General features: G+C 43.2%; 15 protein-coding genes, 1 tRNA gene and 1 other RNA gene. 7 read left to right on the top strand and 10 right to left on the bottom strand.

Annotated features, from left to right (window positions below; translation table 11 throughout):
* Nucleotides 1-84: 84 nt before the first annotated feature.
* From folP to rlmE, 4 genes are all read right to left on the bottom strand, one after another.
* Nucleotides 85-936: a dihydropteroate synthase gene (folP, locus tag FTV34_RS04925; RefSeq protein ID WP_180069079.1), complete on the bottom strand. Its 852-nt coding sequence runs from the start codon at nucleotides 934-936 to the stop codon at nucleotides 85-87.
* A 78-nt stretch (nucleotides 937-1,014) separates the two neighbouring features.
* Nucleotides 1,015-1,629: a GNAT family N-acetyltransferase gene (locus FTV34_RS04920; RefSeq protein ID WP_180069077.1), complete on the bottom strand. Its 615-nt coding sequence runs from the start codon at nucleotides 1,627-1,629 to the stop codon at nucleotides 1,015-1,017.
* Nucleotides 1,630-1,735: 106 nt separating this feature from the next.
* Nucleotides 1,736-3,625 carry an ATP-dependent zinc metalloprotease FtsH gene (gene ftsH, locus FTV34_RS04915; RefSeq protein ID WP_034170205.1) on the bottom strand — a complete coding sequence of 630 codons (1,890 nt, stop codon included), beginning with the start codon at nucleotides 3,623-3,625 and terminating at the stop codon, nucleotides 1,736-1,738.
* 133 nt (nucleotides 3,626-3,758) lie between these two features.
* A complete protein-coding gene (rlmE, locus tag FTV34_RS04910; protein ID WP_004784794.1) occupies nucleotides 3,759-4,409 on the bottom strand; it encodes a 23S rRNA (uridine(2552)-2'-O)-methyltransferase RlmE in 651 nt (216 codons plus the stop codon).
* A 196-nt stretch (nucleotides 4,410-4,605) separates the two neighbouring features.
* Here rlmE and yhbY point away from each other — a divergent pair, with 196 nt between their 5' ends.
* Nucleotides 4,606-4,929, top strand: a complete 324-nt coding sequence (gene yhbY, locus FTV34_RS04905; protein WP_004784797.1) for a ribosome assembly RNA-binding protein YhbY — start codon at nucleotides 4,606-4,608, stop codon at nucleotides 4,927-4,929.
* A gap of 11 nt (nucleotides 4,930-4,940) precedes the next feature.
* Nucleotides 4,941-5,480 carry a DOMON-like domain-containing protein gene (locus FTV34_RS04900; protein WP_034170177.1) on the top strand — a complete coding sequence of 180 codons (540 nt, stop codon included), beginning with the start codon at nucleotides 4,941-4,943 and terminating at the stop codon, nucleotides 5,478-5,480.
* Between the two features lie 275 nt (nucleotides 5,481-5,755).
* On the opposite strand, the gene FTV34_RS04895 is transcribed toward FTV34_RS04900, so the two are convergent.
* The gene (locus FTV34_RS04895) at nucleotides 5,756-5,980 is read right to left on the bottom strand and encodes a hypothetical protein (protein ID WP_180069075.1); all 225 of its coding nucleotides are present in this window, start codon (nucleotides 5,978-5,980) and stop codon (nucleotides 5,756-5,758) included.
* A 102-nt stretch (nucleotides 5,981-6,082) separates the two neighbouring features.
* Entirely contained in the window at nucleotides 6,083-6,571 is a 489-nt protein-coding gene (locus FTV34_RS04890) for a hypothetical protein (RefSeq protein WP_004784804.1), read from the bottom strand.
* A 310-nt stretch (nucleotides 6,572-6,881) separates the two neighbouring features.
* Here FTV34_RS04890 and carA point away from each other — a divergent pair, with 310 nt between their 5' ends.
* The 3 genes from carA (at nucleotide 6,882) to greA (ending at nucleotide 11,827) form a co-directional block, all read left to right on the top strand.
* Nucleotides 6,882-8,021 (top strand): glutamine-hydrolyzing carbamoyl-phosphate synthase small subunit, encoded by a 1,140-nt coding sequence (carA, locus tag FTV34_RS04885; RefSeq protein ID WP_005236823.1) that lies wholly within the window; start codon nucleotides 6,882-6,884, stop codon nucleotides 8,019-8,021.
* A gap of 13 nt (nucleotides 8,022-8,034) precedes the next feature.
* Nucleotides 8,035-11,265, top strand: coding sequence for a carbamoyl-phosphate synthase large subunit (gene carB, locus FTV34_RS04880; RefSeq protein ID WP_159123473.1), 3,231 nt, complete (start codon nucleotides 8,035-8,037; stop codon nucleotides 11,263-11,265).
* Nucleotides 11,266-11,350: 85 nt separating this feature from the next.
* Complete coding sequence (gene greA, locus FTV34_RS04875) at nucleotides 11,351-11,827, top strand: transcription elongation factor GreA (protein ID WP_005236827.1); 477 nt, start codon at nucleotides 11,351-11,353, stop codon at nucleotides 11,825-11,827.
* A 77-nt stretch (nucleotides 11,828-11,904) separates the two neighbouring features.
* On the opposite strand, the gene FTV34_RS04870 is transcribed toward greA, so the two are convergent.
* Nucleotides 11,905-12,486, bottom strand: coding sequence for a TetR/AcrR family transcriptional regulator (locus tag FTV34_RS04870; protein WP_180069073.1), 582 nt, complete (start codon nucleotides 12,484-12,486; stop codon nucleotides 11,905-11,907).
* Between the two features lie 137 nt (nucleotides 12,487-12,623).
* Between FTV34_RS04870 and FTV34_RS04865 the strand changes: the two genes are divergently transcribed.
* Nucleotides 12,624-13,028, top strand: coding sequence for a RidA family protein (locus FTV34_RS04865; protein WP_180069071.1), 405 nt, complete (start codon nucleotides 12,624-12,626; stop codon nucleotides 13,026-13,028).
* A 98-nt stretch (nucleotides 13,029-13,126) separates the two neighbouring features.
* Complete coding sequence (locus FTV34_RS04860; protein ID WP_180069069.1) at nucleotides 13,127-13,753, top strand: CatB-related O-acetyltransferase; 627 nt, start codon at nucleotides 13,127-13,129, stop codon at nucleotides 13,751-13,753.
* Here the strand turns inward: FTV34_RS04860 and FTV34_RS04855 are convergent.
* The 3 genes from FTV34_RS04855 to rnpB form a co-directional block, all read right to left on the bottom strand.
* A complete protein-coding gene (locus tag FTV34_RS04855) occupies nucleotides 13,737-14,468 on the bottom strand; it encodes a hypothetical protein (RefSeq protein WP_257226105.1) in 732 nt (243 codons plus the stop codon). The two genes, FTV34_RS04860 and FTV34_RS04855, sit on opposite strands and share 17 nt — an antisense overlap.
* A 123-nt stretch (nucleotides 14,469-14,591) precedes the next feature.
* Nucleotides 14,592-14,668 (bottom strand) — tRNA-Met (locus FTV34_RS04850).
* A gap of 72 nt (nucleotides 14,669-14,740) precedes the next feature.
* Nucleotides 14,741-15,118: RNase P RNA component class A (gene rnpB / locus FTV34_RS04845), an RNA gene on the bottom strand.
* Nucleotides 15,119-15,133 lie beyond the last annotated feature (15 nt).

Raw genomic sequence — 15,133 nt, 5'->3', positions numbered from 1 at the left:
CAATCTAACTTAAGCGTGCCTGTATAGCACATTGCTGTTTAAAAGCCAAACAGCTTGTGCTCCTATATGTCTTTCAGCCCAGATTTAGGCATTTTGCATAGCTTTCCAGATTTTGATGGCGTCTGCTGTTACCTTGACATCATGTGCTCGAACCATACAGGCACCTTGCTGAATGCTCAGCAAATGCGCCGCAGCCGAACCTACTGCACGTGCTTGTGGTTCTGCACCATTCAGAGCAGCACCAATAAAACGTTTGCGGGATAAAGCAGACAAAATCGGATAGCCCATTTCTGTCAATTTATAAAACTCTTGCAACAGCTTTAAATTTTGCTGGGCATTTTTTGCAAATCCAAAACCAGGATCAATCATGATATGTTCAGCTTTAACACCGACATCTAGAGCATCTTGAACCCGTTGTGACAGTTCCCGAATCACATCCTGAGTTACATCATCATACTGATCCAGATTATTCATCGTAGTCGGCTCACCACGCATATGCATGATGATCACCGGAATATTCAGTTCTGCTGCCGTCTCTAACGCTTGTGGACGATTGAGCGCGCGTACATCATTCCAGATATGTGCACCCGCCTTGACGGCTGCTTTAATCACTTCTGGCTGTGAAGTATCAATCGAGATGATCACATCATGCTTGGCCAGTTCTTCAACTACAGGCACAACACGACGGATTTCTTCTTCAACTTCCACGACTGATGCACCTGGACGTGTAGATTCACCACCCACATCAATTACGGTGGCACCATCAGCAATCATTTCCAGGGCTTTTACTACTGCCTGATCTTTCTGATTGTGCAGCCCCCCATCGCTAAAGGAATCCGGAGTCACATTTAAAATTCCCATCACATGCGGCTGAGACAAATCCAGTTTCAAATGACCGAAAGTCCAGATCTGTGGTCGTAGTGGCTTCAGCTGCATGGTTCAATCCTAGTTCACAATAACCCCGGTATTGTCTTATGGAAAGATCAATAAAGCAAAGCTCAATCTATTCAATAGCTAGATTTCAAAATAGTTCTTATTGGAATATTGCATCAGCTTGGATTGCAGTAACGCTTTTACATCAACCCATTCGCTTTTTAAAATACTATAGATATAACTATCTCTGAATGTCACGCCATCTTTACGCAGCATATGACATCTAATGATGCCATCCTGTTTGGCACCCAGAGCTTCAATAGCTTTTTGACTTTTAAGATTCAGATGATCAGTCCGAAAGCCTACCACTTGAGCATTCAGCTCTTCAAATGCATGCTGCAGCAAAAGATATTTACAGACCCGGTTTACATAGGTTCGTTGATAAGGTTTGGCATACCAGGTAAAGCCAATTTCAACACGTGGAATTTCCGGCTTGATATCATGATAACTGGTAGTACCAATAGCGCGACCCGAATTCAGATCAATCACAGCAAAAGCCATTCTTTCACCTTTGGACTGCTGTTCAAAAGCTTGGGTAAAGTAGTGTTTAAGTTTATGTAGGTAAGGTACCGAATTATATAACACTTCCCCCAAGTCCCCTTCGGCACATGCATTTTCTAAGTCTGCAAAATGTTCCCAGCTCAGTGGCTCCAAACGTAGCTGATAAATACTGGATTCCAGAACAGGTAAAGTCATTCTTATTTTTACTCAGTGATTTTTATGAATTGACTATAGCATTCAACTAGATATGACAAAACAATGGCCATAAAAAAACCACCCGAAGGTGGTTTTAATTTTTAACTTAGTTCGCTGGTAATGGCGGAGGAGTCATTGGACCATCAGTCGGTGTTACATCAATCACTGGATTGTCTGAAACATAAACTTTAGGTGGTTTTGGCTCACGACCTTCCATAATGTCACGAATCTGTTCACGATCAATTGTTTCCCACTCAAGCAGCGCTTTCACCATGGCATGGGCAATATCTTTGTTGTTTTCAAGGATATCGCGCGCAACCTTGTATTGCTCATCAATAATGCGACGAACTTCCGCATCTACCTGTTGTTGGGTGGCCTCAGAAATCGTACGGGTACCAATGCTACCCATGAAAGACTGTTGAGAGTCATCTTCGTAGACCATGACACCTAACTTGTCTGACATACCATATTTGGTCACCATTGCACGTGCCATTTTAGTTGCACGTTCAAAGTCATTCGAAGCACCAGTCGACATCTGGTTAATGAAGACTTCCTCTGCGATACGACCACCGAACAGGATTGAAAGTTCATTCAACATCTTGTCTTTATAATGGCTAGTCTGGTCAAATTCAGGCAACTGCCAGGTGACACCTAATGCCCAGCCACGCGGCATGATGGTGACTTTATGCACAGGGTCTGTACCTGGAAGCATTTCTGCAACAATCGCATGACCTGCTTCATGGTAAGCCGTAGCACGACGTTCTTCTTCACGAAGTACCATCGATTTACGTTCAGGACCCATGTACAGTTTGTCTTTCGCATCTTCAAAGTCATGCATGTCGACTGTGTTCTTGTTACGGCGTGCAGCAAATAATGCCGCTTCGTTTACAAGGTTGGCCAACTGTGCACCTGAAAAGCCTGGCGTACCACGAGCAAGAACTTTGACATCTACACCAGTAGTAGAAGGAAGTTTCTTCAAGTGTACATTCAGGATTTGCTCACGACCTTTAATATCTGGCAGACCTACCATTACCTGACGATCGAAACGACCTGGACGAAGTAAGGCTTTATCCAGTACGTCAGCACGGTTAGTTGCAGCGATGACGATAATACCTTCATTGCCTTCGAAACCGTCCATCTCTACCAGCATCTGGTTCAGAGTCTGTTCACGTTCATCATGACCACCACCTGTACCTGAACCACGATGACGACCGACTGCATCAATCTCATCAATAAAGATGATACATGGCGCATGACGTTTTGCCTGTTCGAACATGTCACGTACACGTGATGCACCGACACCGACAAACATTTCAACGAAGTCAGAACCTGAGATACTAAAGAATGGAACTTTTGCTTCACCTGCAATGGCTTTAGCCAGCAGGGTTTTACCTGTACCTGGAGGACCTACCATCAGGACGCCCTTAGGAATAGTCGCACCCAGACGTTTGAATTTTGCAGGATCTTTCAGGAAGTCAACGATTTCGACTACTTCCTGTTTTGCTTCATCACAACCCGCCACATCAGTAAATGTTACTTTGATCTGGTCTTCAGATAGCATTTTCGCTTTAGATTTACCAAAGCTCATTGGGCCATTCTTGCCGCCTGCACCGCCACCCATGTTGCGCATAAAGAACATGAATAACAAAATGATTAGAAGCACAGGGAAACTTGCAATCAGCAATTGCATGAGCAAACCTTGACGTTGAGGCGCTTCACCTTCAACGACTACATTATTTTTAATCAGGCTTGGCATCAGTTCTGGGTCTTGAACTGCCGGGCGAATGCTTTCAAACTCTGAACCGTTTGATTTTTCACCGCGAATTCTTTCGCCATCAATTGTAACTTGTTTAATTTGGCCAGCATTGACCGCGGCAACAAACTCCGAATAGTTCATTGTAGTCGGTTGATTGCGGTCACTGACGTTGCTGAAGATTAACACCAGCACACCCAGTATCACGAGCCACAATACGGCATTCTTAAAAAGATCGCTCAAAGCTTTATTTCCCATTCCAATCTAATTTGATCATGCCCTCGAAGGGTGACCTTAATCAATAAGCTGCAAATCAATTTGCAATAATGTAAAAACCTACAAAATGCACAATTTTTAACGTGTTGGCAAGTAAACTTTATTTCAAAGCCTTCTTGCGTCCCTGTCCGACCAAAAACACTTCTTTGGAACGGGCACGTGATGCAGCAGGTTTAATCGTCTTCAATACATCAAAACTGTTAACGACTTCTTTACGAAATTCATCAAAACCTGAACCCTGGAATACTTTCACTACAAACTGTCCTTTCGGACCGAGTACCTTGTTGGCAAAATCCAGAGCAAGTTCACACAAATAAATCTGACGTGGTTGATCTACAGCTCTATTACCTGATGTATTGGGGGCCATATCTGAAATTACAACGTCTACTGTGCGTCCGTTTAAAATATTTAACAATTTATCGAATACTTCTTGTTCACGGAAATCGCCCTGCAAGAAAGTCACATCAGGTAGCGCATCCATTTCCAAGATGTCTGATGCAATCACCAGACCTTTATCACCGACCAGTTTGCCGGCAATCTGGGACCAGCTTCCTGGGGCAGCACCCAAGTCCACTACCGTCATGCCGGGTTTGATAATGCCGTATTTTTCCTGAATTTCTAGCAACTTGTACGCAGCACGGGCACGATAACCTTCTTTTTGTGCTTTTTTCACATAAAAGTCATCAAGATGCTCTCTCATCCACGCACGACTACTTTTAGATAACTTTTGGTTGGTAATGCGTGTTGCCATAACTCTCTAAATAAAAAAAACTTCTAATGATTCATTGTACGTGAAAAACACATTTTTTGCAGTATACATGTGTATCTAAATCTGAGTATTCCGGTGTCATTTACGATTATTTACAAGTGATTATTTCCTGAGAATTTACAGCGTTTGTTTTTCGCTTTTGCTATACTAAGCCGTTTTAAAAATCAGGTTATCTCTCATGGCGTCTTTATCTATTCAGGAACGTAAGCGTTTACGTCAAATTGGACATGCATTAAACCCAGTTGTAATGCTTGGTGACAAAGGCTTAACTGAATCTGTAGTTGAAGAGCTAAATCGTGCACTTAATGATCACGAACTCATTAAAGTAAAAGTGGTGGCTGAAGACCGTGAAGCACGTGCAGCACTCATTGCTGAACTTTCAGAAACTACAGGTGCTGAAGTGGTACAAACTATTGGTAAAATTGCGCTGCTTTACAAGAAAGCTCCAAAGCAAAACCAGAAGTTATCCAATCTTGTCCGTTTTGCCCATCTTTCTAACTAAGTACAGGATTTATGGCCAGTTACGAACTCAGCGCATTTGATCGCCGTTTTCAGGCAATCTCATTGGTCGGTGCCATCGAACAGCAAAATCCATGCAGCTTGAATGTCGGATTTTGGTTGCGCGATCCCAACCAGTACGTGCTGTGGCCAGAAATGGTTACTGCACATCCCCGTCGTGATTTTTTGTGGGAACAGACCTGCTTTGAAATCTTTATCGGGGTTCAGGGTGAAGATTATTATCGCGAAATCAATCTCTCCCCCTCTCAGGCCTGGCAAGCCTATCAGTTTGAGGAATATCGCTATCCGGAAGATATGCCGCCACCTGCTGCATACGATATCGAACTGAATCAGCTTAAACGCACCCATTATGGTCTTAATGTCAGTCTGGATCTGACCGAGTTTATGGTTGAGCATAAACTTAAATGGGCAGACCTGTTTATTGGTCTGACAGCAGTATTAAAAACCTCACAAGGTGATCAATACTTTGCGATGCAGCACAGCAGCCCAGAAGCAGACTTCCACAATAAACGGGATTGGCTGCATGTCTTTTAATGCAGATTAAAAGTATTTGCTGGATAAAAAAGATATTAAAAAACGTGAGCATTAAAGTCTCACGTTTTTTTATGGGCTTTTTCGGCTCATCCGCTCAAAGCTCACTATTATAGTTTTAAAAAATATTTGCCTGTATTTTAATTACGTGGATTCAGGTCAATATTAAATTGATACAACTAGCCTGCTCTCTATACTTAGGGCTGGCTATTTTGATAATGATTTAAACGTTATTTAAGCTGATAGACTAAGAGTTCGTTTTAATTGTTTTCGATATTCTAGTGATGTAGACGGTAATTATCCTGTACTGATTTTACCGCGGCATAAAAAATTACAGTTAACGTGAAGATGATCAGGATAATCGTTCCAAAAGTTAGTCCAAAGAATCCCAGACATAACATCATCACACCGAGATAAAGTGTACGCATTAACCAACTTACCAGATTAAGCATCATAATCAGCGTCAGTAAAAAAAGTACACCTATAAAATAATGCTGCTGCATCGTGACCCCCTTTCATTATTATTGTGAGTCCGTTTTGCTTCAAAAAGACAAAGGAGAACGTATCCAGTTCTCCTTTCATGCAATTTAAGTCAGCGTATTCCCTTAACTCTTCAGCTCAGGGCTTTTTTCTGAACTTTCAGCTTTTACCATGGGTTTGACCTTTTTCAGGACTTCAATGGTGCTGTCTTTTGAGCGCTTGAATGTACCAGTCAGATGCTCTTTATGTTTGGTCGAGATCTGGCTGACATCTTCTTTCAGTTCCTTACCCATATTGGATAAGTCTTCAATTACTGCGGTAAATTCGGTTTTGATAAAACTGGTTAATTCAGTCAGTTCTTTTTGTGAACCAAATAACTGCTCTTTCAGAGTATCGATCCGTTGTAACAGATCCTGTTTTAACTGGCGTAACTGTTCCTGAACAGTATCACCCAGCTGTTTCGCTTCGACTTCAAGCTTCTCTTTGCTTTCTTCGATGGTTTCTACCACCTGTTCTTTGGCTTCAGCTGCTACTTTTTCAAGCTGTTCAGTCGTTTCTGAAACCACGGTATTGATCTTTTTCTTGGATTGGGAAGATTTCGCTGCTGTAGTCATGTGTCTTATTCCTATAGTTATATTACGACTCATCCATATTAGTAGTTTTGATAAAAATTAAGATTTGATTTGTTAGACAATTCTTAATTGCTTACATTTTTTTACGTTGTTCGTAAAACAGACTTTCAAGCAAAAAGCAAGCCATTTATCTCATACTTTTGCTGTAAAGCTATTGGACTTAGGGGGTGGTTCTGCGTATAATGCCGTGTTAAGTTCAAGCGAGCAGACATAGGAGGGTAGGTTTAAAAATTAACCTTCCTTTTTTTTCGTCTACTCGCTTTTTTACAGCCTAAATTTCAGGAGCTTTGGTTTGAGCACCCCAGCAATTTTAGCCCTTGCCGACGGAACTATCTTTAAAGGTACTTCAATTGGCGCATCGGGTTGTACGACTGGTGAAGTCGTTTTCAACACTGCCATGACTGGCTATCAAGAAATTTTGACTGATCCTAGTTATGCACAGCAGCTTGTAACGCTAACTTACCCACATATCGGTAACACAGGTTGCAACGAAGAAGACGCTGAATCAGGTCGTATTCATAAAGTATGGGCAAACGGTTTAATTATCCGTGACCTTCCTTTACTACATAGTAACTTCCGTGCGAATCAATCACTCGGTGATTATTTAAAACAGCACAATGTAGTTGCCATTGCTGACATCGACACGCGACGATTAACTCGAATTTTGCGTGATAAAGGTGCACAAAACGGTTGTATCCTTGCGGGTGAAAACATCACTGAAGAAGAAGCAGTCGAAAAAGCACGTGCATTCGGTGGTTTAAGTGGTTTAGACCTTGCGAAAGAATGCTGTGATCCGACCGGTTTCGAATGGACTGAAGGCTCATGGGCACTTGGCAAAGGCTTTACTCAACCTGAACTTAAATTCCATGTGGTTGCATACGACTACGGTGTCAAAACCAACATCTTGCGTATGCTCGCAGACCGCGGCTGTAAATTGACTGTGGTGCCTGCACAAACTCCTGCTGAAAAAGTACTTGCGTTAAATCCAGATGGCGTATTCCTGTCAAATGGTCCTGGCGATCCAGCTGCATGTGACTACGCAATTGAAGCTGTAAAAACAATTGTTGAAACAACTGAAATTCCAGTATTTGGTATCTGCTTAGGTCACCAGATTCTTGCTCTTGCATCGGGTGCTAAAACGGTAAAAATGCCGCACGGTCACCATGGCGCTAACCATCCTGTACAGAACATCGAAACTGGTACAGTGATGATTACTTCTCAAAACCACGGCTTCGCAGTGGATGAAAGCACCTTGCCTGCGGTATTGCGTGTGACTCATCGCTCACTGTTTGATGGTACAAACCAAGGTATCCATCGTACAGACAAACCTGCGTTCAGCTTCCAGGGTCACCCTGAAGCAAGCCCTGGTCCACATGACTGCGCACCATTGTTCGATCATTTCATCGAACTTATCGAAGCATCTAAGAAGTAATTAAGGAAGCATCATGGCTAAACGTACTGACATTAAAAGCATCTTGATCATTGGTGCTGGTCCGATCGTCATCGGTCAAGCATGTGAGTTTGACTACTCAGGTGCTCAAGCATGTAAAGCGCTTCGTGAAGAAGGCTACCGCGTTATTCTGGTGAACTCTAACCCAGCGACCATTATGACCGACCCTGCAATGGCAGATGCGACGTATATCGAACCGATTACCTGGCAGACTGTTGCAGCAATCATTGAAAAAGAACGTCCAGATGCTGTGCTTCCAACGATGGGTGGCCAGACTGCACTGAACTGTGCCCTTGCACTGGATGCCAACGGTATTCTTGAAAAATACAACGTTGAACTGATCGGCGCGACCAAAGAAGCGATCGAAAAAGCAGAAGACCGTAAACTGTTTGACGAAGCAATGCGTAAAATTGGTCTGGAATGTCCAAAAGCTGCGATTGCTGAATCTATGGAAGAAGCACTTGAGATTCAAGCGCGCTTCGGTTTCCCCGTGATTATCCGTCCATCATTTACGATGGGTGGTTCAGGCGGTGGTATTGCTTACAACCGTGAAGAATTCCTGGAAATCTGTGAACGCGGTTTCGACCTCTCTCCTACTCACCAATTATTGATCGATGAATCATTGATTGGCTGGAAAGAGTACGAGATGGAAGTTGTTCGTGACAAAAACGACAACTGTATCATTGTATGTGCGATCGAAAACTTTGACCCAATGGGCGTACACACCGGTGACTCGATCACTGTTGCGCCTGCACAAACACTGACTGATAAAGAATACCAGTTGATGCGTAATGCATCTTTAGCAGTTCTTCGTGAAATCGGTGTTGAAACGGGCGGTTCTAACGTTCAGTTCGGTATCAACCCGAAAGATGGCCGTATGGTGATCATCGAGATGAACCCGCGTGTATCGCGTTCATCTGCACTGGCATCTAAAGCGACTGGTTTCCCGATTGCAAAAATCGCAGCGAAACTGGCTGTTGGTTATACCCTTGATGAGCTGAAGAATGACATCACTGGCGGTACAACTCCAGCATCGTTCGAACCAGCAATTGACTACGTTGTTACCAAGATTCCACGTTTCAACTTCGAAAAATTCCCGCAAGCTGATGCGACACTGACTACACAGATGAAATCTGTAGGTGAAGTGATGGCGATTGGCCGTAACTTCCAGGAATCTGTGAACAAAGCACTTCGCGGTCTTGAAGTTGGCGCAACTGGTTTTGATGAAAAAATCGAAGTGGGTACTGAAGGTGCACGCGAGAAGATTCTTCAAGAACTTAAAGTTCCAGGTCCAGAGCGTATCTGGTATGTGGCTGATGCATTCCGTCACGGTTTCACGCTTGATGAAGTATTTGCGGCAACCAATATTGACCGCTGGTTCCTGATCCAGATCGAAGACATCGTTAAAACTGAAGAACAAATCAAATCTTTAGGTTTTGGTGATCTTAACGCTGACAATATCCGTTCATTTAAACGTAAAGGTTTATCTGACCACCGTATTGCCAACCTGATGGGTATTTCACAAAAACAATTCCGTAAGCACCGTTGGAACCTGGGTGTAACTCCAGTCTACAAACGTGTGGATACATGTGCAGCAGAGTTTGAATCTGATACTGCTTATATGTACTCGACTTATGATGAAGAGTGTGAATCTAATCCGTCTAACCGCGACAAGATCATGGTGATTGGTGGCGGTCCTAACCGTATCGGTCAAGGTATCGAATTCGATTACTGCTGTGTACATGCTGCCCTGGCAATGCGTGACGACGGTTATGAAACCATCATGGTGAACTGTAACCCTGAAACGGTTTCAACTGACTATGACACATCTGATCGTCTGTACTTCGAACCGATTACACTTGAAGACGTTCTTGAAATCGTACGTACTGAAAAGCCGAAAGGTATTATCGTTCAGTACGGCGGTCAGACTCCACTGAAACTGGCTCGTGCTTTGGAAGAAGCTGGTGCGCCAATTATCGGTACATCTCCAGATGCGATTGACCGTGCAGAAGACCGTGAACGTTTCCAACAAATGATTCAACGCCTGCAACTTCGTCAACCGAATAACAGCATCGTAAAATCTGCTGAAGAAGGTATGGCTGAAGCAGCTAAAGTGGGTTATCCACTGGTGGTACGTCCTTCATACGTACTCGGTGGTCGTGCGATGGAAATCGTGTATAACGACGAAGAATTAAAACGCTACTTACGTGATGCCGTACAAGCATCGAATGAAGCGCCTGTTCTTCTCGATCACTTCCTTGACGATGCCATCGAAGTTGACGTGGACTGCGTATCTGACGGTAAAGACGTGGTGATCGGCGGTATTATGCAGCACATTGAACAAGCCGGTATTCACTCTGGTGACTCTGCATGTTCGATTCCTCCATACTCACTGTCTGAAGACGTGCAAAACGAAATGCGTCGTCAAACCATCGCTATGGCTAAAGAGCTTGGCGTTGTGGGCTTGATGAACGTTCAGTTTGCAGTTAAAGGCGATGACGTTTACATTCTGGAAGTGAACCCTCGTGCTTCTCGTACGGTTCCGTTCGTTTCTAAATGTATCGGTGAATCTTTAGCAAAAGTGGCTGCACGTTGTATGGCTGGCCAATCTCTTGAGTCTCAAGGCTTTACCAAAGAGATTATCCCTGCTCACTTCTCTGTGAAAGAAGCAGTATTCCCATTCAACAAATTCCCTGGTGTTGACCCGATCCTTGGCCCTGAGATGAAATCAACAGGCGAAGTAATGGGCGTTGGTAAAACATTTGGTGAAGCGTTCTACAAAGCTGTTCTAGGCTCTAACGATCGTTTACCAGGTCTGCCAACTGAAGGCGAAGTGAAGCATGCATTCATCTCTGTACGCGATTCTGATAAACCACGTGCGGTAGGTATTGCAAAACAGCTTGCTGACTTTGGCTTCAAGATTCTTGCGACTGGCGGCACATACGATGTAATTAAAGCTGCAGGTATTGAATGTGAACGTGTAAATAAAGTAACCGAAGGCCGTCCAAACATTGTAGACCGCTTGAAAAATGGTGAAATTCACCTCATTATCAATACCACTGAAGGTAAACAAGCTCAGCAGGATTCATTCTCGATCCGTCGCTCTGCGCTTCAAGGTAAGGTATACCATACCACTACCCTGAATGGTGCTGATGCTGTATGCCAAGCTTTAGCAATTAAATTGCCAATGGATGTATATCGTTTGCAAGATTTAACAGTAGGTTAATTCGTTACTGAGAAGTCCCGTCACCTTCTCGGTGGCGGGCTTTTTTTCATTTATAGACTTTCATTTTTATTACTGAGGGACAACTATGCAACGTTATCCTATGACTCCCGAAGGCAAACTTGCCTTAGAGAAAGAATTACACCAACTGAAAACTGTGGATCGTCCACGTATTACTGCAGCGATTGCAGAGGCACGTGAGCATGGGGATTTAAAAGAAAACGCGGAATATCATGCTGCGCGTGAGCAGCAAGGTTTCTGTGAAGGCCGTATTCAGGACATCGAAGGTAAACTGGGCGCTTGCCAGGTGATTGATGTTAAAGAACTGGAGCAAAACGGTCGTGTAGTTTTTGGTGTCACTGTGACTATTGAGAATCTAGACACTGAAGAACGCAAAACTTACAAAATCGTAGGTGATGATGAAGCAGACTTTAAGATCAACAAGATCTCTGTGAACTCTCCGATCGCGCGTGGCCTGCTGGGTAAAAACGAAGGCGACGATGTGAAAATCGTGACACCACAAGGTGAAGTCGAATACGAAATTGTAAGCGTTGAATATATCTAATTTTTAACTAGATATTTTAGGCTGTAAGACCCCTCAGATGAGGGGTTTTTTATTGAGCCTAGAAATTCCCATCGATTTTATTTTAAGAAGCCAGATGCCAAGGCTTCAAATGCCTGTAAAGCCTGAGGTAAGACCTGTGCAGGATCCTCACTAGAAGCGACCCACAGTGCTGCATTCATTGCTGCACCATTGAGCAAGACTGCCGCAGCAAGTGCATCGACTGGTTTCAATCTACCTTCAGCCAGTAACTGTTCTACGCATTCACGTGTCGACTGTAGGCATTTACTTTGACTTGGCCAGTGTGAGGGATCTCCTAATACTGCCGGACCATCGCGTAGCACAATCCGTTGAAACTCAGCATTTAATGCATGTTCGATATAGGTACGCCCTTCAAGCATTAATCCTTCCCACAGATCATCTGGCTGCTCCAGATGTTGCCCGGCATATTCAGCCATTTCTGAATCAATCTGATCGACCACGGCAGCAAATAAGCCCTTTTTATCACCAAAATGATGGTATAGCGCACCCCGGGTTAGCCCTGCTTCTGCCGTGAGCTTATCCATGGAAGTGTCTGTATAACCATATTCAGCAAATGCACGACGTGCCACTTCTATGAGTTTTTTGCGGGTTTCCGCCATTTTTTGTTCACGTACAGACATATATTGTTTCCATCAGCATTGTGAAAATTTTAATTGACATACGCATCGTATGTCAATTATGTTTACATACGTTACGTATGTGAAAATTTAAACAGCTTTCTAAAATACGTATAAATTAAAATTGAGCGAGAATTATCATGACTAGAACTGCAATATTTCCCCAAAATCGCCATGCTTTGTATGAACAGCATGGTTATTCTGCCGCAATCAAATCAGAAGATTTATTATTTGTTTCTGGTCAGGTTGGTAGCCGTGAAGATGGCAGTCCTGAACCTGACTTTGAGAAACAGGTAGAACGAGCTTTTGAAAACTTGGCTGCTACATTGGCAGCGGCTGGTTGTACTTTCGATGATATTGTCGATGTCACCACCTTTCACACCGATCCTGAACAGCAATTTGAGAGTATTATGAAAGTTAAAAACGAGATTTTTACGCAAAGGCCCTATCCGAATTGGACAGCTGTGGGGGTGACCTGGCTGGCAGGTTTTGACTTCGAAATCAAAGTCATTGCTCGTATTCCTCAATCCGCTAAGGCCATATAAAACTTAATCCTGATCAGGCCAGTTGTTGAATGGGATTGTTCTCCAGCTTAAAGATCAATTCGCTATAATGGCGTATTCCTTATTTTTGTATCCCGGTTATGGCTGAAAAGTTGATTAATTCCCCTGTGAACCATTGGTGCGAGTTCGAATTCATCTCCAAAACCGTGAAGAATCCGAATATTCATATTAAGGGCAATTACAGTTATTACTCAGCCTATTGGGACCAAGGTTTCGAGCGTTGTGTGGTGCGTTATCTGCATGACAAGCCAGCCACACCAGAGAAGCCGATCGATCAGCTCTATATCGGCAATTTCGTCTGCTTTGGCGCAGAATGCGTAATTATGATGGGTGGTAACCAGTTACACCGTACGGATTGGATCTCAGCGTTTCCGTTCGATACACGCAGTTTTGTGCCTGCAGGTGATACAGTCATTGGAGATGGCTGTTGGATTGGCTCTCGTGCCATGATTATGCAGGGTGTAAAGCTTGGTGAAGGTGCTGTTGTTGCTACAGGTGCAGTCGTGACCAAAGATGTACCACCTTATGCTGTTGTAGGTGGTGTACCTGCGAAAATCATTAAATACCGCTTCCCTGAAAAAGATATAAAAAAACTGCTTTCCCTTAAGCTCTATGACATGGATGAAAAGCAGTTTTTAAAAATGCGTGAGCAGTTGCAGACGGATGATGTTACATCGCTACTGCATGCCTTTAACGCACTTGAATAAAAGGGATTAGCGTCAAACTCCGCTGTTTATATTCATCGATTTTATTATTTTTAAGCCAGTTTATATTCAAATAACTTAGATGCCATTCATAATAAGCCAATCCTACATCTCTATAGCTGATTTTAAGTATGGTCGCCTGCTGATCTTCACAATAATTATTCTTTTCATCTTTCATATCTCGGTAGCAGGAGAGTTGATTCTGGTATTGGTAAAAAGGTAAATGCTCAAAGACCAGTTTTGTTTTTCCTTTTGGAAGTAATTGAATAAAATCTACACTTCGCTCACCCCTATCATCACCCAGAGAGTTTGAAATACCGCCATAAACCAAGGCAATGGCATAACTATGCTTATTTAAAGGGTAAAGTGCAGGATGGAGATAAATGATCGACTTATGATCCTCCTGAATTGCAAATACAGGTTGATGCTGATCCAAATCCCAGTGCTCCATAATTCGATATTGCTCACGCTGCTTTACAAGCTGTGTGATTCGTAATTTGTCTTCTATCAAATAATAATATTTATTTTTTGCAATACTGACTGACCAGAGTTGAGCATTCATTTCATGACATTCGGATTCTAATTGTTGGCAAATTTTCCTTATTTCAGTTGCAGAAATATTTTCTTTTTGAAACGGCAATGATTGAATTGAATTTTCAGCAAAAACAGGAAAAGTAATATATAAAATTAAGATGTTTAAGATGATTTTTTTTATCATTATCAATATTCTTGTCATGGTTTTATTTGACCGATTGTAAGGTGTTTCAGCTCTTCCTCCAAGTACAACTCAAAATTAAGCCATAAAAAAACCCACTCAATCGGAGTGGGTTTTTTCAGAATATGGTGGCTATGACGAGACTTGAACTTGTGACCCCCGCATTATGAGTGCGGTGCTCTAACCAACTGAGCTACATAGCCTTAAACTGTGCGCGCATTATGGGTTTTTCTGTTTAGAACGTCAAGCCCATATTGTGCTGATTGATCAAAATTTGGTGAAGTGAGCCGATAAGCCGGGTTCTGTCGAGAACGATCATTCCTCTAGGCGTACAATCACTCATACGCTCAAGCGACCTACCCGGATCCAGCATGGGCCATGCCTAAAGGATCCCTATTTGGTCTTGCTTCCGGTGGGGTTTACCATGCCATGAACTGTTACCAGTCATGCGGTGCGCTCTTACCGCACCCTTTCACCCTTACCTCCGATTCCGATTGCTCAGAACCATAATGAAGGCGGTCTACTCTCTGCTGCACTTTCCGTCGGCTCACGCCGCCCAGGCGTTACCTGGCACCTTGCCCTATGAAGCCCGGACTTTCCTCCCCTGCTTCAATCACGGAGATCTCCACAGCAGCGATCGTCTGGCTCACTTCGAGCCGCATAGTACC

The organism is Acinetobacter sp. YH16038 (assembly GCF_013417275.1).
Lineage (GTDB): Bacteria > Pseudomonadota > Gammaproteobacteria > Pseudomonadales > Moraxellaceae > Acinetobacter.
The sequence above is the reverse complement of the archived record's forward strand: the minus strand, read 5'-3'. Positions and strand labels throughout refer to the sequence as shown.

Coding starts and splice junctions, on each gene's coding strand:
- folP (WP_180069079.1), bottom strand. CDS start 936: ATGCAGCTGAAGCCACTACGACCACAGATCTGGACTTTCGGTCATTTG.
- FTV34_RS04920 (WP_180069077.1), bottom strand. CDS start 1,629: ATGACTTTACCTGTTCTGGAATCCAGTATTTATCAGCTACGTTTGGAG.
- rlmE (WP_004784794.1), bottom strand. CDS start 4,409: ATGGCAACACGCATTACCAACCAAAAGTTATCTAAAAGTAGTCGTGCG.
- yhbY (WP_004784797.1), top strand. CDS start 4,606: ATGGCGTCTTTATCTATTCAGGAACGTAAGCGTTTACGTCAAATTGGA.
- FTV34_RS04900 (WP_034170177.1), top strand. CDS start 4,941: ATGGCCAGTTACGAACTCAGCGCATTTGATCGCCGTTTTCAGGCAATC.
- FTV34_RS04895 (WP_180069075.1), bottom strand. CDS start 5,980: ATGCAGCAGCATTATTTTATAGGTGTACTTTTTTTACTGACGCTGATT.
- FTV34_RS04890 (WP_004784804.1), bottom strand. CDS start 6,571: ATGACTACAGCAGCGAAATCTTCCCAATCCAAGAAAAAGATCAATACC.
- carB (WP_159123473.1), top strand. CDS start 8,035: ATGGCTAAACGTACTGACATTAAAAGCATCTTGATCATTGGTGCTGGT.
- greA (WP_005236827.1), top strand. CDS start 11,351: ATGCAACGTTATCCTATGACTCCCGAAGGCAAACTTGCCTTAGAGAAA.
- FTV34_RS04870 (WP_180069073.1), bottom strand. CDS start 12,486: ATGTCTGTACGTGAACAAAAAATGGCGGAAACCCGCAAAAAACTCATA.
- FTV34_RS04865 (WP_180069071.1), top strand. CDS start 12,624: ATGACTAGAACTGCAATATTTCCCCAAAATCGCCATGCTTTGTATGAA.
- FTV34_RS04860 (WP_180069069.1), top strand. CDS start 13,127: ATGGCTGAAAAGTTGATTAATTCCCCTGTGAACCATTGGTGCGAGTTC.
- FTV34_RS04855 (WP_257226105.1), bottom strand. CDS start 14,468: ATGATAAAAAAAATCATCTTAAACATCTTAATTTTATATATTACTTTT.